The sequence below is a fragment of the Marinobacterium iners genome, from assembly GCF_017310015.1.
Taxonomy (GTDB): Bacteria; Pseudomonadota; Gammaproteobacteria; order Pseudomonadales; family Balneatricaceae; genus Marinobacterium; species Marinobacterium iners.
This window is the reverse complement of sequence record NZ_CP022297.1, coordinates 696,729-714,530: the sequence shown is the minus strand read 5'-3', so window position 1 is coordinate 714,530 and position 17,802 is coordinate 696,729. Positions and strand designations below refer to the sequence as shown.

The window sequence follows — 17,802 nt, the reverse complement described above, 5'->3', positions numbered from 1 at the left end:
CTGCCAACAACAGCGCGAGCAGCCTTCACCTTCCTGTTATTTGGCGGCTTTTGCCATCAGTGTCTTTTGCGCCGGATGCGACAGTATCGACTTGATCCAGCGATGCACCTCAGGATAGGCACTGTAGTCAAATCCGCCCAGTTTGGGCCAGCTCAGCACCATAGCACCGTGAATATCCGCAATGGTAAGATGATCACCACTAATCCATTCACGTCCCTGTAACTGCTGCTCCAGCGTCGGCAAAAACCGATTCAGCTCTTCACTGGCGCGCTCAATCACAGCCTGATCGGGATTGTCCTTGTTGAACTTGAACTGGATCAATATATCCAGTGCCGGCACTTCCATCTGGTTACTGACAAAAAGTGACCAACGCAGGATATCAGCTTCCTCTTCCGGAGTAGTACCCCAAAGACGACCGTTGCCGTACTTGCGCGCCAGATAGAACAGAATCGCCTGCGTTTCGAACAGCACCAGATCACCATCGACCAGCGTGGGAATTTTTCCGGTGGGGTTAAGCGCCCGATACTCGCTGGATTGAGTCTGCTCACTGCGCGGCAGCATATCCACCGCTTCGTACTCCAGCCCCAGCTCTTCAAGTGCCAGCATCACCATGCCGGCACGGGAAAACACACTGCCATATACTTTGATCATGCTACTGCTGCTCCACTTTGAGTTGCAGATTGTTCAACTGCTGCCGAATACGCAACAGGTCCTGATTGATTTGACGTCGGGTTCCATCAATGGCGCTGATCGCCTGCTCATTCTGGCGGATCCGCTGCGCCAGCTCGGCGCTGCCACCCTGCCCGTCTTGCAGGCCGGTCAATTGCTGAGTCAGCTGCTGTTGTACCTTGAGCCGACCTTCACTTTCCACTTTCAGGCCCTGCTCCAGAGTGGCCAGCTGTTGTTCCAGCCCCTTAAGCCGAGCATCCAGCCGTTGCTGCGAGCTGCTGACAGCAGATTTGGCAGCACTGGCCTCTTCAAGCGCCTTGCCTGCCTGAGCTGCCTGCTGGCGAACCGATTTCAGACTGCTGCCCAAGTCAGCCAGAGAACCTTCAAGTGTTTTCAACTGTTCGGCATGCGCATCCAGCTGAGGCTTGTTACGCTGATAGGCAATGGTCCACAGCTTGGCAATTTCAGAATCAACATGGGTCACTCGCTCGTTCACACGCCCACTCAGGTCTTCCAGCCGCTGCTGCAGCGTCTGACCGGATTGAGCTGCGCTGTCAGACGTAACCTCCAGCATCTCCTCCAGCACCTCTACCCGCTGCTGTGCCTGAGTCAAATCCTGTTCCAGCTGCTGCAAACGCCCCTGCTGTTCCGTAAGTATGAAACCCAGGTAACCAACCCCGGCCACCAACAGCAGCAGGATCAACGTTATCAGAAGGCTGCCGCCCCGCCCCGCTCCGGCAGGAGCGGGCGCAGCCGCTGCACGCTCAGGAGCGACACTGGAAGAAGAGCGGGACACCGGCTCGGCCGCGATCGATTCCAACCCGGCCGTGTCCAAGCCTGGCTCCTTGCGTTCACTCATGATGTTTCAATTTCTCTGTCGGCGTTAAGCGCTCAACCCTAGCAGGTTTGCCGGGAACGAAAAAGCCCCGCGTATGCGGGGCTTTCAGGGCCATTAAAGGCGTGAGGGAGGCTGAATCACATCATGCCGCCCATACCACCCATTCCGCCCATGCCGCCCATATCCGGCATGCCACCGGCATTCTCTTCCGGGTGGTCGGCAACCATTGCTTCAGTGGTGATCATCAGGCCAGCGATAGAGGCAGCCGCCTGCAGCGCAGAACGAGTCACCTTGGCCGGGTCGATAATACCCATTTCCATCATATCGCCGTACTCTTCGGTACCCGCGTTGAAGCCGAAGGCTCCTTCACCAGCACGTACCTTGTCGACTACGACAGAGCCTTCGCCACCGGCGTTGCCCACGATCTGACGCAGCGGTGCTTCCATGGCACGCAGTGCCAGCTGGATACCGATGGTCTGATCATGGTTGTCGCCTTGCAGGCCTTCCACCTTGCTCAGCGCACGGATCAGGGCAACACCACCACCCGGTACCACGCCTTCTTCAACGGCAGCACGGGTTGCGTGCAGAGCATCGTCAACGCGGGCTTTCTTCTCTTTCATTTCCACTTCGGTGGCAGCACCCACCTTGATTACGGCCACACCGCCTGCCAGCTTGGCAACGCGCTCCTGCAGCTTTTCACGATCGTAGTCAGAAGTGGTTTCTTCGATCTGGGTACGGATCTGCTGTACACGTGTCTCAATATCAGCCTTGGTACCGGAGCCATCGACAATCACCGTGTTTTCCTTGGTGATATTGATGCGCTTGGCAGTACCCAACTGTTCAAGAGTCACCGTTTCCAGGCTCAGGCCGATCTCTTCAGAGATTACCTGACCACCGCTGATCACGGCGATATCCTGCAGCATCGCCTTGCGACGATCACCAAATCCAGGCGCCTTGACGGCACATACCTTGACGATGCCACGCATAGTGTTAACTACCAGCGTCGCCAGTGCTTCACCCTCAACATCTTCAGCTACGATCAGCAGCGGACGGGAAGACTTTGCAACCTGCTCAAGTGTTGGCAGCAGTTCACGAATATTAGAGATTTTCTTGTCTACCAGCAGGATGAACGGGTCTTCCAGCTCAGCTGACATGTTCTCTTGGTTGTTGATGAAATACGGAGACAGGTAGCCACGATCGAACTGCATACCTTCAACCACATCCAGTTCGTTATCGAAGCCGGATCCTTCTTCAACAGTGATGACACCGTCCTTGCCTACACGCTCCATCGCTTCAGCGATAATGCGACCGATTTCCGGATCAGAGTTGGCGGAGATGGTGCCCACCTGCGCAATCGCCTTGGAGTCTTCGCAAGGTACAGACATGGCTGCCAGCTGTTCTACAACCGCCTTAGCTGCCTTGTCGATACCGCGCTTCAGGTCCATCGGGTTCATGCCAGCGGCAACGGACTTCAGGCCTTCGTTCACGATCGCCTGAGCCAGAACGGTTGCAGTGGTAGTACCGTCACCGGCCACATCGTTGGCCTTGGAAGCGACTTCCTTGACCATCTGTGCACCCATGTTCTCGAACTTGTCTTTCAGTTCGATCTCTTTGGCAACGGATACGCCATCCTTGGTCACGGTCGGTGCACCGAAGGACTTGTCCAGTACCACGTTACGGCCTTTCGGGCCCAGAGTTGCCTTTACTGCATCAGCCAGGATGTTCACGCCCTTGAGCATGCGCTGACGGGCATCATCACCAAAACGTACGTCTTTAGCAGCCATTGTTCACTAGTCCTGTATTCAGTATCGAGTTAATAAGTTGACGATTTGAGCGACGCGAAGCTGAGCTTTCAGTCTTCCAGGACGCCGTAGATCTCACCTTCCTGCATGATCAGCAGTTCATCACCATCGACTTTGACGGTGTTGGAGCCGGCATACTGACCGAAGAGGATCTTGTCACCCACTTTTACGGAAGGCGCCTGAATCTCACCGTTATTGAGAGTCCGGCCCGGACCTACTGCCACGACTTCGCCACGGTTGGGCTTCTCGGCTGCAGAGCCCGGCAGCACAATACCGCCAGCCGTAGTGGTCTCTTCTTCGCTGCGGCGAACTACAACACGGTCGTGAAGTGGACGAATTTTCATCTGGTTGTTCTCCTGGTATCTAGGATCCAATGCGATGTTGTTGTTAATGCGGACGCGATGCGCGATCCGAATTCAGGTTGCAACGTTAATGGGGGGAGCCTTCCGGCTTTTCAATGCCTGAACTGCAACTTTTTTTTGCAGCTGCAGAGCTCTCCATCCTGCAGCAGGAAATGGGGGGGACAGGGGGTGTTTTCAAGGGGCCGAACAGGATTTTTTATCGATCTCGATGGGTGATTTCACCTTCAATCGGGTCACGCTCTTCTACCGTTCTGTAGTCATCCGGATCTGCCGTGTACACGTGCATTTCTTCGGTCTGATTCCGGTGAGTGGCTGCCACTACGGTAAAGCGCCCGATCAGGGGTTTGATCAAGGCACATCGTGCCGCCGGGATCAGGCAGCTGAAGCCGATCACATCCGTCACAAAGCCAGGCGTCACCAATAGTGCTCCACCCACTGCAAGCAGTATGCCTTCAGCCATTTCCTGCCCCGGCACCTCACCCTGATCCATGCGCTGCTGGGCGCGCGCCAGCGTCGACAGGCCCTGGTGGCGCAGCATGTTGACACCGATAAAAGCGGACAACAGTACCAGTCCGACGGTGTACCAAGCGCCTATTGCCTGTCCCACTTGAATCAGGACGGTGATTTCAATGATTGGAATGATGATGAACAACAGAAAGAGAACGCGCATGTGACTCCTGCAAGGCAAGCTGGATATAACAATCGGACAGTCACATGATCGCTCAGTTCCGACCCAAAGTCATGCTGCCGTAACCACTCCGCCCATATAAGAGAAAACCCTTATTTTACAAAAAGTTAAGCTTTCACCCCTCTTATCCATTAGACACCAAAACCCTCCATTATTAGTACATTTCATGACTTTTTTGCGACAGATATAGACTTTTTAGACGATGCAAATTAAATTGTTGCACTGCAATATGTTGCGGCGCACAATAAGAAACTACCATTTGATTAGAGGGGATTCCCGATGGAACTCAAAGATAAAGTGATCGTTGTAACCGGTGGAGGCCGCGGTCTGGGCCGCGCCATGGCGCTTGAATTGGCTGGCAAGGGTGCCAAGCTGGCACTGGTAGACCTGAATCAGGATGACCTGGACCAGACCGCTGGCCTGTGCATGGAAATGGGCGTCGAAGCACGCACCTACACTGCCAACGTGGCCGAAGAAGCCGATGTTGAAAAACTGTTTACCGATATCGTGCGTGATTTCAGCAGCATCAACGGCCTGGTCAACAATGCCGGCATCACCCGTGATGGCCTGTTCATCAAAGCCAAGGATGGTCAGGTGGTCGGCAAAATGTCGATGGAGCAGTGGAATCAGGTTATCGCCGTCAATCTGACCGGTACTTTCCTCTGCGCGCGTGAAGCCGCCGCCAAGATGATTGAGCTGGGCTGTGAAGGCTGCATTATCAACATCTCTTCCGTTTCACGCTCCGGCAACATGGGCCAGACCAACTACACCGCCACCAAGGCTGGCGTCGAGGCCATGGCTGTCACTTGGGCCAAGGAACTGGCACGCTACGGCATCCGTGCAGCCTCCATTGCACCGGGCTATATCGGTACCGAAATGGTAATGAGCATGAAGCCGGAAGCACTGGAAAAGATCGCATCCGGCATCCCGGCCAAGCGCTTGGGCAAACCGGAAGAGATCGCCAAAACCGTCACTTTTATTCTTGAGAACGACTATGTGAATGGTCGCTGTCTGGAAATTGACGGTGCACTGCGCATCTAGTTCCCCTGATGCAGCGCCGGCGTTCGCGCCGGCCTGCAGCACCCGCCTTTCGCTGTTGCACCAACCACTTTCCGCTATACTCGGGCCTTTCTGAATTAGCCGGACCCGCATCTAATATGCCGCACTCATGGAAAGAAACCTTCTCCCGATACCGTGATATCCGCCTGCTATGGATCTTTCTGATGGGATGCTCCAGCGGTTTTCCCTTTGTGCTGATTGGCAGCAGCCTCAGTGGCTGGCTTGCCGACGCTGGCACCAGCCGTGCTGACATTGGCCTGCTGGGAACCGTAGCCACCGTGTATGCGATCAATTTTCTCTGGGCACCACTCGTAGACCGAGTAAAGCTGCCACTGGTCGGCCGCCTGGGACAAAGGCGCAGCTGGATTTTCACTACCCAGATACTGATGTTGCTGTTCGTTTTGCTGATTTCTACCGTGGACCCAGCCTCCAATCTGGTTCTGGCAGGGGCTTTGGCATTGGGTATTGCCGCCAGCTCCGCCACACAGGATGTAGCCATCGATGCCTTTCGAATAGACCAATTTGCTCGTCATGAGAAAGAAAAGCTGCCCCCAGCCGCCGCAATGGCCATTATTGGCTGGTGGACCGGTTACTCATGGCCGGGCTACCTGGCCTTTGTTCAGGCTGATCGCATCGGATGGAACGGGGTCTACTTGCTGATGGCCGGCATCATTCTTCTATTAATGCTGTTTACCCTGATCGTACGGGAGCCGGTCACCTCACGTGACCTGTTGCAGGAGCAGGCTGATCGACGCTACCAGCAAGAGCTGCACAGCTCGAAAATCGTTGCCTGGCTGATGGTCACCGTGGTGGAACCGTTCGCCGAGTTCTTCCGCAAGAATGGTATCAAGGTCGCACTCATGCTGATGCTGTTCATCTTCCTGTTCAAAGTGGGCGAGGCTTTTCTTGGTCGGATGTCGATTGTGTTCTACAAAGAGGTGGGGTTCAGTAATGAGCAGATCGGCGAATATACCAAGATGTTCGGCTGGTTTGTAACCGTGAGCTTTACCCTGCTCGGCAGTGCCTTTAACACCCGTTTTGGTGTTGTGCGTGGCTTGTTGCTGGGCGGTGTTGCGATGGCGTCCAGCAATCTGATGTTTGCGGTGATCGCTGCCGTCGGCCCGGTCGAGTGGCTGCTGGTCCTGACCCTGATTGTGGATAACTTCACCACAGCATTTTCGACCGTGGCGTTTGTCTCATTTCTTACGCTGCTGACCGGTCGCGCCTTCAGTGCGACCCAGTATGCACTGCTGGCCTCGTTGGGCAACCTCAGCCGGACCACGCTGGCCGGCCTCAGTGGCTACAGCGTTGACTGGCTGGGGAGCTGGGAGCGGTTCTTTATCGTCACGGCCCTGATGGTGCTGCCATCACTGCTGATGCTCTGGACCCTGCGACATCGGTTTGATGCAATAGCCGTTGATGCCGACAATAAATGATATCAATTATCATTTACAATAAATTCTACGACAGATAGAGTAACTGCTGAACCGAATGACAGCAGGAGTCTGACATGACATTTCAAATTAACGCTTGGCTGGAGCATCCCCAACCCAGCCTCAGTATCAGCGATAAACTCAGCGGCGCAACTTTGATGGAGTGGAAAGGCCCACAGCTGCACCGGCTGTTCACTAAAGGAGGGCTGGTAGCAGAGGACTTCAGCCACTGTGGAGAGCAGGAACAGCAGGCGCTGGCACGCGAACTGTTTCTGCTCTGTTGCCAAGACTAGACTCAGTAAGCCGAGTACACACTCGGCTTTGCCCAATCAGTCACGGAAGTTGTTGAACTGCAGCGGCAACTCGACATCAGACTCACGCAGCAGCGCGATCACCTCCTGCAGGTCATCGCGCTTTTTGCCGGTCACGCGCACCTTGTCACCCTGAATCTGGGTCTGCACTTTCAGTTTGGCATCCTTGATCACCTTGCTGATCTTCTTGCACAGCGGCTGGTCGAGTCCCTGACGCAGGACCACCTCCTGCTTCGCCTTCACACCGCCCAGATCCGGATCCTTGATCTCCATACACTTGATATCGATCTTGCGCCCGGTCAGCTTGGCCTTCAGCATTTCCAGCATCTGCTGCAGTTGAAAGTCCACTTCCGCTTCCAGTGTCACCACCTCACCGCTGAGTTCATATGCCGCCTTGACACCCTTAAAGTCATACCGGCTCTGTAGCTCACGGTTGGCCTGATCGACAGCATTGGTTACTTCATGCATATCCAGCTCAGACACTACATCGAATGAAGGCATTTCAACTCTCCTGTTAATATCGGTTTCATCCCCGCCTGAAACGGGGCTAAGATCATGCTTTTTGGACCTGCGGAGTACCCATGCACTGGTACATTCTTGGCGCTGGCGCGATTGGACGCCTCTGGGCCTGCCTCTTCGAACACGGCTCGGTACCAACGACCCTTATGCTGCGCGACAAGGCTGCACTGAAAAGCTGGCAGCATGGCAACAACATAGAGCTGCATGAGTCAGGTCAGGTACAGCGCTGCTCACCCAAAGCGGAAACCATCAACAACCCCAACCCGATCCGGCACCTGCTGGTCACAACCAAGGCCTATGATACCCTGACTGCGCTGCGTGCCATACAACATCGGCTGCAACCCGACTGTCAAATTGTGCTGTTGCAGAACGGTATGGGGCAGCAACAAGCCGTGCTTGATCTGCTACCCGACTGCCAGCTCTGGGCAGCCACCACTACAGCCGGCGCCTGGCGCGAGCCACCCAACAAGCTGCACTGCATCAGCCGCGGCGAAACCCTGATCGGCCCACTGACCCCAGCTTCACCTGTTCTACCTGATGGCTGGGACCGGTTGCCTCTGACACTGAAAGGCTGCAACGAAATTCTGCCGGTACTGTGGCGCAAGCTGGCAATCAATTGTGCCATTAATCCGCTAAGCGCCCTGGAAAACTGCCGTAACGGCGAACTGCTGCATAATCAGCATCGCCTGCAACTGCTGCGACAGGTTTGCACCGAAGTCGAGCAGGTAGCCGCAGCCGCCGGTATCACACTGTTTACTGAACCGCTGCATCAACAGGCAGAAGCCGTGGCACATGCGACAGGCGACAACCTGTCTTCTATGCTGCAGGATATACGCCATAAGCGACAGACGGAAATCGAACAGATTACCGGTTACCTCTGCCATCGAGCATCTGAATATGGCATTGCCACCCCACTTAATACGGCCCTGCTTCATCAGATCAGAACATTGACCATGGAAAGAGAACATCGGAATGACTGAACCGCACACACCGGATTACCCCTACAAAAAAAAGCTCAAGCGCGACATCTACGAAGCGGAAAAGCGCGAGCTGCAAATTGAGTTGCTCAAGGTACAGCGCTGGGTACGAGAAACGGGGCAGAAGATTCTGATCATATTCGAGGGGCGCGATGCCGCAGGCAAGGGAGGTACCATCAAACGCTTCATGGAGCACCTCAATCCGCGTGGCGCCCATGTCATTGCACTTGAGAAGCCAACCGAGCGTGAGAGGTCGGAATGGTATTTCCAGCGCTATATAAAACACCTTCCCGCTGCTGGTGAGATCATCCTGCTCGACCGTTCATGGTACAACCGCGCAGGCGTCGAGCGTGTAATGGATTTCTGCACCCCGTCGGAATACCTGGAATTCATGCGCGAAGCACCGGAGCTGGAACGCATGTTCGTGCGCAGTGGCATTCGACTGTTCAAGCTGTGGTTTGAAGTCAGCCGAGAGGAACAGTTCAATCGTTTCCAGTCACGCCGTACCGACCCGCTCAAGCACTGGAAACTGTCTCCGGTTGATCTGGCATCGCTGGACAAGTGGGATGCCTATACCGAAGCCAAGGAATCGATGTTCTTTCATACCGACACGGCAGACGCCCCCTGGACCATTATCCGCTCTGATGACAAGAAACGGGCACGCCTGAACGCAATGCGCCATATTCTCAGTCATTTGCCTTATCCGGATCCGGATCCGGACATTCAGATCGAACCCGACCCTCTGATCGTACAAGCGGCACACATCAGCCTGCAGCAGCGAAGCCCATCAACGGAGCAGAACTAAGGAACCCACATGAGTAATCGTCTCACTCGAATCTATACTCGCAGCGGCGACAGCGGTACTACCGCTTTGGCAAACGGCCAACGCATCCCAAAATATCACCCGCGCATCGAGGCACTTGGTGATGTGGATGAACTCAACAGCCTGCTGGGGCTGCTGCTAGCTGAGACTGACATGCCGGACAGCCTGTCACCGCTGTTGCAGCGCATTCAGAATGACCTGTTTGATATCGGCGGCGAGCTGGCTGTAGCGGACCCGGATTACACTGTAATCACACAGGAAGTGGTTCTATGGCTTGAGCAGCAACTGGATAGCCTCAACACCGAATTGCCGCCACTGGAGGAGTTTATTCTGCCCGGCGGCAACCGTGCAGCCGCTCAGGCTCACCTCTGTCGCTGTGTGTGTCGGCGCGCCGAACGCCGGGTTGTTGAACTGGCCGGTACCGACAGTGTCAACCCGCAAAGTGCAGCTTACCTCAACCGCCTCTCAGACCTGCTGTTCGTGTGTGCCCGTACACTGAGCCGCCTCAATAGTGGTACTGAAGTATTGTGGCAGCCACGCCGGCCAAAGTAGGCGCAGGTATTAACGCCGATGACGCAGGACCTCCAACCCAAGGCGGGCCTGCACCAAAAACTGGTTGAATACCCGAAATTCCTGATCCTCGACAATACTCCCCGGTGTGACTTTATCGGCATAGATTAAGCCGATCACCCTGTCATTGACGACCAGAGGCGCCATGATGAAACCACGTGGATCCACCTGTTGCATGAACTCGGCTGGCAGTCGGTCACGCCAGCCCGGCTCATCGGTATCAGGCACCAGCAAGGTCATACGCTTATCCATCAGACGAAAGAACAGCGTAGCCCACTCATCATCGCGCCTTAGCTGAAAAAAATGACGCAGCGGTCGTCCATCAAGTCCCGACACCAGTTTTGCCCTGAGTTCCTTGCCTTCAGAACCGAGCATACAGAACGCCGAACGCTCCAAAGCACAGCTTTTTACAATCGCATCGACAGCCACTTCCAGCAGACTGGTGGCACCGGCCTGCTCACTGATGAGTTCGTTCAGCCGCTGCAGATAGATAAGCTGTTGTTCCATCCAGTGAGCTTTTTCATCCAACTGAGCCGATTCAAGCGGGGCCGGCACAACGTCAGGGTCGCGTCGGCGGGCCTCTCGGGAGTGGACATAATAGGCCAACTTGCGGGTAGCTTCGTCCAGTGGCGCATCTTCAGACGCCTCGACGCGAGGGCTGATGGTGCTGTTCCTGAGACCGTACTCATCAGCCAAATCACACACCTGACGAAACGCTTCGCTGACATGCTGATCCAGGCTGTCCACCGGTTGCCGGGTAGCTGATGCCAAATCCAACATCAGCTCGGTGTAATCCAGGTCACCGGAAGTATCACGTCGATAGATCAATTCCAACAGATCATGACAGCCGGCGGCCAAGCGATGATTCAGCTTGTCCTTGCCGTGCAGTTGATCGGCTGACAGCGGGTCCATCGCCTGTACTACGGTTTTTGGAAAGCCCCAGCTCTGCGCCAAATCCTGGCCTATGTCACTAAAGTGTCCACCCAGCGCCTGTAGCTGGATACGTGGCCACCCCTCTCGCTTGAGGGCACGCTGGCGCAGCATGTCGCGATAGGTATCCGGCAAGGTGAAGGCAACGATAATCTCCCCCAGTCCGTAGAGCAAACCACAGATATAGGTTTCCTCTATATCAACAGCCCCGGCCACAGCGGCCATTTCCCGAGCGATGGACGCATTGAGAAAGGCACTGATCAGCAGCTGCTCGATTCCTGTATCCGGTTGCTCATCCCGAAAGCTTTCGATCAGCTTGAGGGTCATGCAGAGATTGTGAATCCGCTCAAAGCCAATCAGTACAACCGCTCTGGAAACGGCGCTTATTTTGCCCTGACCTCGATTGTAGGTGTGGGTATTGGCTATCTTGAGCAGTTTGGCTGACAGGTTGGCATCTTTCATCACTGCCATGGCCAGTGCCATGGCATCACTTTGTCGGGAGCTGCTGACCTGACGAATACGATTCACCGTAGCACTGAATACAGGCAGGTCACCCAGACGATCCAGGCGGGCATAAATAGCGTTAAGTGTTTCCTGGTATTTCAATCTAGGCTGTCCTCACCGCAATATACTGTCGCAATTGGACGGCATTGTATCAGAGTTACCCGCCGATCACGCCTTGATCCAGCGGGTACAGAAGAGTGTCTTCTAAGCTGCACAACGGATACTCGCTGTGACTGACATCAAGCCAAGGCGCACTTGCACAGTATAGCTGAGGGCTACTCGACCAACCGCCTATGGACACGACTCTTGCGACAAGAATAATGGTTGATGCATAGGTTTCGGGATCGCTTTACTTTAATATGAAGGCGTTAACAGATTTTGTGAATGAGGACTGAGGCGTGGAACAAAGCAACATATGGATTATCACACTGATTGCCCTGGTGATCGGCGCCCTCATCGGTTATCTGCTGGGTCGTGCCGGTGGCTCTTCGAATCGCGAGCAAGAGCTTGTGGATGAATTGGACAGCGCCCGCAGCGAGCTTGAGCAGTACAGGACCAAAGTTGGTCACCATTTCGAGGAAACGGCCGAGCTGGTTAATGGTCTGAGCGAACAGTACCGCAAGGTGCACCAGCACCTCGCCAACAGCGCAGAATCGCTGTGCCCAGGGCTACCGGCCTCAATGGCACTGCAGCATGAGGCACCGCCCAAACTGGGCCAGGACATTCCAACCGTGACAGATGCGCTTGATAACAGCGAACAGGAAGAGCTCCCGGAGCCACCGCGTGATTACGCTCCGAAGAAGTCCGACGAAGCGGGCACCCTGTCTGAAAGTTACGGCTTGAGCCGTAAAGAGCAGACAGAAGCGGAAGAGCACACGAAAGCGCCTGCCGCCCATGATCCGACCGCTTACGGTGATGATGCACCGGAGGATAATTCCCATAAGCGTTCTTCAGAGCAGAAGCCAAAAAACTGACCCTTCCGCCACTGCTGTCCCATAGTTTTTGATCATAAAGGGATCCTCATTTGAGGGTCCCTTTTTTCTGGCTTTAGTGGAGGAGGATTAAGCAGCGCCCAAAGGGGCATGCGTTCGAACAAGCTCACCTGAAGTGTTCGCATAATGCGTTGTACGCTCCAGCCTTGCCGAGCGCTGTGGCGAGCAAACGAGAGCAGTAGATAGCATATCATGGCGATCCAGATCTGCGTCAGCACAGCATTCTTACTGTTACCTAAAAATGCCTTTATCTTCAGGTTCTGCTTGAGTGCTTTGAAGAAGAGTTCCACCTGCCAACGATCCTTATAGATCGCCGCAATTGTCGTCGCGGCCAGCTTGAAGTTGTTGGTGATAAAGCGGAAGTGTTTACCGCTTTCCGGGCAGTTATACCCCACCAATCGAAGCGTGGGTGCGCCCTGTTTTTGCGCGTGCTGACTGCTCAACTCAATCACTTGATCGTACTCAACCGACGTTTCGGCACGTACTGGATTCGATTTCTGCACCTGATAAACAGCTTTGGGCTTCAGTCGTGTGACAAAGCTAACTTTTTGTTTTGTCAGCTCTCCATACCAGCGGTAATCAACATAGCCCTTATCAAAAGCCACGATACTGCCTGCCGGGAAGGTGAACTGGCGCCCCTGAATCAAATCGCCTTCCCGTCCATCACTGAGCGCAACGAACTCGGGAATTAAGCTGGCGTTGTTCAGGCCGGTATGCAGCTTTACACCGGCTTTTGACTGATGGATTTTTGCCCAGGGGAAAATATTCAATGACAGATCGATGGTGCTGGCATCGAGTGAATAAAGTGGATTTTTGAAGCGAAATTTATGCGCATTTGAACGCACAGAACAGCGCTGCAAAAGCTTATAAAAGATGGCCTCATAGAGCTCGGCAGGCTGCTGCTCATTGAGGCGGGCAAGGGTTGAGCGAGCAATCGGCTTGGCTCCGAGGTGGTAGAGTTTATGCCGCTGACTGGCGAGGCTAGACTCGATGTCGCGAAGACTTTGTCGGCCAGAAATCTGGGACATCGCAATGCCAATGAACTGATCCCAGCGTGAAGCTGAACGGAGCTTTTGCCCCACATGATGCTCACGGGCCGTTCGCTCAAAATCATGTCTGGACAAAGGCTGGAGCAACTGATGAAACGCGGTGTTATGATGAGACAAAGCCTGAATCCTTTGTGAGTAGAGTGTTTGGTCGCACTCTCATTTTACTCACTTGGATTCAGGCTTTCTCATTTGCTGCCATTTATGGGACAGCAGTGACCCTTCCGCCCGCTTTATTAGGGTACTTCAGGGCTTACACCGGGTTGTCGATATCGACAAACCGGTGTTCCAGCCCGAACTGCTCAGCCAGATGTTCCCCAAGGGCCTGCACACCATAACGTTCGGTTGCATGATGGCCCGCACCGATGTAGTGAATTCCCGCTTCACGCGCAATGTGCACCACCGGCTCTGATATCTCACCGCTGACATAGGCATCGGCTCCTTGAGCCAGAGCATGCTCAATCATCCTCTCTGCAGCACCGGAGCACCAGGCTATCGTACGAATATCGTGATCCCCGCCACTGATGACCTGTGGGCTGCGCCCGAGCACCTGATTGATGCGCTGCTCCAGCGCCTGCAGTGAAAGACTTTGTGGCAGTCGACCCACATTCCCAATGGCCGGAGCAGAGCCCGGCTCAAGCGGCCCTTCTACCTCGAAACCCAGCAGCACAGCGAGCCTGGCGTTGTTGCCCAGTGTCGGGTGCGCATCCAGCGGCAAATGATAAGCCATCAAATTGATATCATGCTGCAGCAAAGTTTTCAGGCGACGCTGTTTGATCCCCGTCACAACCTGAGACTCACCCTTCCAGAAGTAGCCATGGTGTACCAGTACCAGATCAGCCTGCCACTCAACAGCGACATCCAGCAGCGCCTGACTGGCCGTCACCCCTGTGAGAATACGGCTAATCCGGGAACGCCCTTCCACCTGCAGGCCGTTGGGACAATAATCACGGAAACTGCCGACCTGAAGCAGCTGGTCACAATATTTCACCAGCTCATTGATATTCATCGACATCAATTCCTCCATCAATTTTCAAAACAGCTCGCGCAGCCGTATAATCAGTCCAGTCTGAAATGATGTACAGGTGCAATCAAGCAAGATGCGCAGAGTATCCTATCTCATCTGGCCAGTAGTAACCGGTATTCTTGCCGCTCTGCTGATACTGCAATTTTATCCACAGCTGATCTCACCGCCTGTTACCACTGTCGAGATCCGCGAGGCCGCCTCCTCTGAACTGACACTCCCAGCACGAGAAGGCGTGGTGTCCTATGCTGACGCGGTCGACAAAGCAGCTCCTGCCGTGGTGAACATCTATACACGCACACTGGTTCGCCAGCCAGTCAACCCTCTTTTGAATGATCCTTTCTTCCGCAATTTTTTCAATGCCGAGCAACTGCCACAACGCGACCGAATAGAGTCCAGCCTTGGCTCTGGCGTTATTCTTAACGAACAAGGATATGTCGTCACCAATAATCACGTTATCAGCGGGGCTGACAGTATCGTGGTGGCACTGCGTGATGGCCGAGAGGCACAGGCCAGCGTTGTCGGCCTTGACCCGGAAACGGATCTCGCCGTCCTCAAGATAGAGCTTACAGACCTGCCCAGCATCACTCTGGCGGCCAATGACGAGCTGCGCATCGGGGATGTCGCACTGGCGATAGGCAACCCCTTCGGCGTTGGCCAGACCGTTACCATGGGGATCATCAGTGCCACCGGTCGTAACCGCCTTGGCTTGAGCACCTATGAAGACTTTATCCAGACCGACGCCGCGATCAACCCCGGAAATTCTGGCGGGGCGCTGGTGGATGCACACGGCAACCTGGTTGGCATCAATACCGCCATTTTTTCCAAATCCGGAGGCTCGCAGGGAATCGGTTTTGCCATCCCCTCATCGTTGGCAAGACAGGTGATGCAGGATTTGATCAGCCATGGCCGTGTAATCCGTGGCTGGCTCGGCGTAGAGATTCAGGAACTGACCCCTCGGCTCGCCGAGTCATTCGGTGTTGGTGAGCGGCCTGGCCTGATTGTGGCGGGAATCTTCCGTAACGGCCCGGCCCACCAGGCAGGACTCCAGCCCGGCGATATTCTGCTGCAGGTTGAAGGCGAGCCGGTCTCCACCAGTCGCGCCACCATGAATCGTATCGCTCGCTTCAAGCCTGGACAGAAAATTGCTCTGGGTGTCCTTAGGGACGGTCATGAGATGATGGTTACAGCCAGCATTGGTGAGCGCCCACCCAGCCGTAACTGACACATCCGCCACTGAAACAGATAAAGGCTCCCTCGGGAGCCTTTATTGTGCACGCTGCATGCTGTTTTCGGATCAGTTCTTGATCCTGTACTCGGCCGAGCGCGCATGAGCGGTCAGGCTCTCGCCACGAGCAAGCACCGACGCCACCTTACCCATTTCCGATGCCCCATCGGCTGAGAACATGATCAACGATGAGCGTTTCTGGAAGTCATAGACTCCCAGAGGAGACGAGAACCGCGCCGTACCAGAGGTCGGCAGTACATGATTGGGACCGGCACAGTAATCTCCCAATGCCTCCGCTGTGTAGCGCCCCATGAAGATGGCCCCGGCATGACGAATCTGAGGCAGCAGTGCAACCGGGTCTTCTACAGACAGCTCCAAGTGCTCCGGCGCTATACGATTGCTCAGCTCCGCAGCCTGCTCCATGTCGGCCACTTTGATCAAGGCAGCACGGTTCTGCAATGAAATTTCGATAATCTCGCGCCGCTCCATGGTTGGCAGCAGCTTGTTGATACTGGCCTCAACCTGGTCCAGGTAGTCTGCATCCGGGCAGATCAGAATCGATTGGGCATCCTCGTCATGTTCAGCCTGCGAAAACAGGTCCATCGCAACCCAGTCCGGGTCTGTTTTGCCGTCGCATACCACCAGGATTTCGGAGGGGCCGGCAATCATGTCGATACCAACAGCACCAAAAACGGCACGCTTGGCTGTCGCGACAAAAATGTTGCCCGGACCCACGATTTTGTCTACCCGCGGCACCGTTTCAGTGCCGTAGGCCAGTGCAGCAACCGCTTGAGCACCACCAAGGGTAAACACACGATCGACACCTGCCAGCGCTGCCGCTGCCAGTACCAGCTCGTTGAGCACGCCTTCAGGGGTGGGTACAACCATAATGATTTCACGCACACCTGCCACATGGGCCGGCAGTGCATTCATCAGAACCGAAGAGGGGTAAGCCGCCTTGCCACCGGGAACATAGATGCCAACACGGTCCATCGGCGTAATTTGCTGACCCAGCATGGTGCCATCGGCTTCCGTGTACTGCCAGGACTCACCTTTCTGCCGTTCATGGTAGTCACGCACACGGTCGGCTGCCTTTTCCAGTGCAGCGCGCTGTTCAGCCGGCAGGCCATCCAGTGCCTGCTGCAAACGCGCCTGCCCCAGTTCAAGATCCTGCATCGACTGGGCATTGGTGCGGTCAAAGCGGTTGGTGTACTCGACCAGTGCAGCATCGCCTTCGGTACGTACACGGCCAATCACTTCATTGACGATCGTGTTGACCTTGTCATCTGACACACTTTCCCACGCCAGCAAGCGGCTCAACTGCTGATCAAAATCGGACTGCGCCGCATCCAGACGTTGAACGGAGATACTCATGCTGCTCCCTCCCGACGTGCATCGATCGCCTGCTGCAACTGATCCAGAATCGGCTGAATCAGTGCGTGCTTCATTTTCATTGACGGCTGGCCAACCACCAGGCGAGAACTGATATCCGCAATGTGCTGCATCGGCTCCAGGCCGTTGGCGCGCAGGGTGTTGCCGGTATCCACGATATCCACGATTCGGTCGGCCAGCCCCATGATCGGCGCCAGTTCCATCGCACCGTAGAGCTTGATGATGTCGACCTGCTGCCCCTGACGGGCAAAGTACTCTCGGGTCAGGTTGACGAACTTGGTCGCCACCTTCATACGCCCCTCAACCGCGGCCGCATTCTTCATCCCGGCTACCATCAGTTGACATTTGGCAATTTCAAGGTCCAGTGGCTCATACAGTCCCTCACCACCATGCTCCATCAGCACATCCTTGCCTGCCACCCCCATATCGGCACCGCCGTATTCAACATAGGTGGGCACATCGGTCGCCCGAATGACCACCAGCTTGATATGCGAATGATTGGTATCGAAAATCAGCTTGCGACTGCTGAATATGTCCTCAGCCGGTACGATATCGGCCGCTGCCAGCAGCGGCAGGGTCTCTTTCAGGATGCGCCCCTTTGACAGGGCGATGGTCAGCTGTTGTTTCATTGGCCT

19 protein-coding genes are annotated in these 17,802 nt (G+C 55.1%); 8 read left to right on the top strand and 11 right to left on the bottom strand.

All coding sequences use genetic code 11. The features are described from left to right. Window positions 1–36 precede the first annotated feature (36 nt). From CFI10_RS03500 to CFI10_RS03480, 5 genes are all read right to left on the bottom strand, one after another. Complete coding sequence (locus CFI10_RS03500; RefSeq protein WP_206839400.1) at window positions 37–651, bottom strand: glutathione S-transferase family protein; 615 nt, start codon at window positions 649–651, stop codon at window positions 37–39. Between the two features lies 1 nt (window position 652). Then, window positions 653–1,528, bottom strand: coding sequence for a coiled-coil domain-containing protein (locus tag CFI10_RS03495; protein WP_206839398.1), 876 nt, complete (start codon window positions 1,526–1,528; stop codon window positions 653–655). Window positions 1,529–1,644: 116 nt separating this feature from the next. Continuing rightward, window positions 1,645–3,291 carry a chaperonin GroEL gene (groL, locus tag CFI10_RS03490; RefSeq protein WP_206839396.1) on the bottom strand — a complete coding sequence of 549 codons (1,647 nt, stop codon included), beginning with the start codon at window positions 3,289–3,291 and terminating at the stop codon, window positions 1,645–1,647. A gap of 68 nt (window positions 3,292–3,359) precedes the next feature. Next, window positions 3,360–3,653 carry a co-chaperone GroES gene (locus CFI10_RS03485; protein ID WP_091821661.1) on the bottom strand — a complete coding sequence of 98 codons (294 nt, stop codon included), beginning with the start codon at window positions 3,651–3,653 and terminating at the stop codon, window positions 3,360–3,362. A gap of 214 nt (window positions 3,654–3,867) precedes the next feature. Next, window positions 3,868–4,341, bottom strand: a complete 474-nt coding sequence (locus CFI10_RS03480) for an FxsA family protein (protein WP_206839394.1) — start codon at window positions 4,339–4,341, stop codon at window positions 3,868–3,870. A gap of 297 nt (window positions 4,342–4,638) precedes the next feature. On the opposite strand from CFI10_RS03480, the gene CFI10_RS03475 reads away from it, so the two are divergent. From CFI10_RS03475 to CFI10_RS03465, 3 genes are all read left to right on the top strand, one after another. Then, window positions 4,639–5,400: an SDR family oxidoreductase gene (locus tag CFI10_RS03475; RefSeq protein ID WP_091821667.1), complete on the top strand. Its 762-nt coding sequence runs from the start codon at window positions 4,639–4,641 to the stop codon at window positions 5,398–5,400. A gap of 116 nt (window positions 5,401–5,516) precedes the next feature. Then, window positions 5,517–6,854: an AmpG family muropeptide MFS transporter gene (locus CFI10_RS03470; protein ID WP_091821670.1), complete on the top strand. Its 1,338-nt coding sequence runs from the start codon at window positions 5,517–5,519 to the stop codon at window positions 6,852–6,854. A gap of 74 nt (window positions 6,855–6,928) precedes the next feature. Continuing rightward, on the top strand, window positions 6,929–7,144 hold the full coding sequence (locus CFI10_RS03465) for a hypothetical protein (protein ID WP_091821675.1): 216 nt from the start codon (window positions 6,929–6,931) through the stop codon (window positions 7,142–7,144). Between the two features lie 36 nt (window positions 7,145–7,180). Here the strand turns inward: CFI10_RS03465 and CFI10_RS03460 are convergent, their stop codons facing one another. Further along, on the bottom strand, window positions 7,181–7,663 hold the full coding sequence (locus tag CFI10_RS03460) for a YajQ family cyclic di-GMP-binding protein (protein ID WP_206839391.1): 483 nt from the start codon (window positions 7,661–7,663) through the stop codon (window positions 7,181–7,183). Between the two features lie 80 nt (window positions 7,664–7,743). On the opposite strand from CFI10_RS03460, the gene CFI10_RS03455 reads away from it, so the two are divergent. The 3 genes from CFI10_RS03455 to CFI10_RS03445 are packed head-to-tail and all read left to right on the top strand — an operon-like array spanning window position 7,744 to window position 10,033. Beyond that, window positions 7,744–8,661: a ketopantoate reductase family protein gene (locus CFI10_RS03455; protein WP_206839388.1), complete on the top strand. Its 918-nt coding sequence runs from the start codon at window positions 7,744–7,746 to the stop codon at window positions 8,659–8,661. Further along, window positions 8,654–9,463: a polyphosphate kinase 2 gene (ppk2, locus tag CFI10_RS03450; protein ID WP_206839380.1), complete on the top strand. Its 810-nt coding sequence runs from the start codon at window positions 8,654–8,656 to the stop codon at window positions 9,461–9,463. Before CFI10_RS03455 ends, ppk2 begins: the two co-directional genes overlap by 8 nt. Window positions 9,464–9,472: 9 nt before the next feature. Continuing rightward, window positions 9,473–10,033, top strand: a complete 561-nt coding sequence (locus CFI10_RS03445; RefSeq protein WP_206839378.1) for a cob(I)yrinic acid a,c-diamide adenosyltransferase — start codon at window positions 9,473–9,475, stop codon at window positions 10,031–10,033. Between the two features lie 9 nt (window positions 10,034–10,042). Here the strand turns inward: CFI10_RS03445 and CFI10_RS03440 are convergent, their stop codons facing one another. Beyond that, window positions 10,043–11,587 (bottom strand): HDOD domain-containing protein, encoded by a 1,545-nt coding sequence (locus CFI10_RS03440; protein WP_206839370.1) that lies wholly within the window; start codon window positions 11,585–11,587, stop codon window positions 10,043–10,045. A gap of 296 nt (window positions 11,588–11,883) precedes the next feature. Here CFI10_RS03440 and CFI10_RS03435 point away from each other — a divergent pair, with 296 nt between their 5' ends. Continuing rightward, window positions 11,884–12,459: a Z-ring associated ZapG family protein gene (locus CFI10_RS03435; RefSeq protein WP_206839369.1), complete on the top strand. Its 576-nt coding sequence runs from the start codon at window positions 11,884–11,886 to the stop codon at window positions 12,457–12,459. 32 nt (window positions 12,460–12,491) lie between these two features. Here CFI10_RS03435 and CFI10_RS03430 read toward each other — a convergent pair whose 3' ends face one another. Both CFI10_RS03430 and CFI10_RS03425 read right to left on the bottom strand, forming a co-directional pair. Beyond that, complete coding sequence (locus CFI10_RS03430) at window positions 12,492–13,643, bottom strand: IS4 family transposase (RefSeq protein WP_206835208.1); 1,152 nt, start codon at window positions 13,641–13,643, stop codon at window positions 12,492–12,494. Window positions 13,644–13,776: 133 nt separating this feature from the next. After that, window positions 13,777–14,538, bottom strand: a complete 762-nt coding sequence (locus tag CFI10_RS03425; protein ID WP_206839367.1) for a Nif3-like dinuclear metal center hexameric protein — start codon at window positions 14,536–14,538, stop codon at window positions 13,777–13,779. An 85-nt stretch (window positions 14,539–14,623) separates the two neighbouring features. Here CFI10_RS03425 and CFI10_RS03420 point away from each other — a divergent pair, with 85 nt between their 5' ends. After that, a complete protein-coding gene (locus tag CFI10_RS03420) occupies window positions 14,624–15,772 on the top strand; it encodes a Do family serine endopeptidase (protein ID WP_206839358.1) in 1,149 nt (382 codons plus the stop codon). A gap of 72 nt (window positions 15,773–15,844) precedes the next feature. Here CFI10_RS03420 and hisD read toward each other — a convergent pair whose 3' ends face one another. Both hisD and hisG read right to left on the bottom strand, forming a co-directional pair. Then, window positions 15,845–17,149 carry a histidinol dehydrogenase gene (gene hisD / locus CFI10_RS03415; protein WP_206839348.1) on the bottom strand — a complete coding sequence of 435 codons (1,305 nt, stop codon included), beginning with the start codon at window positions 17,147–17,149 and terminating at the stop codon, window positions 15,845–15,847. Beyond that, a complete protein-coding gene (gene hisG / locus CFI10_RS03410; RefSeq protein ID WP_091821704.1) occupies window positions 17,146–17,796 on the bottom strand; it encodes an ATP phosphoribosyltransferase in 651 nt (216 codons plus the stop codon). Before hisG ends, hisD begins: the two co-directional genes overlap by 4 nt. Window positions 17,797–17,802 lie beyond the last annotated feature (6 nt).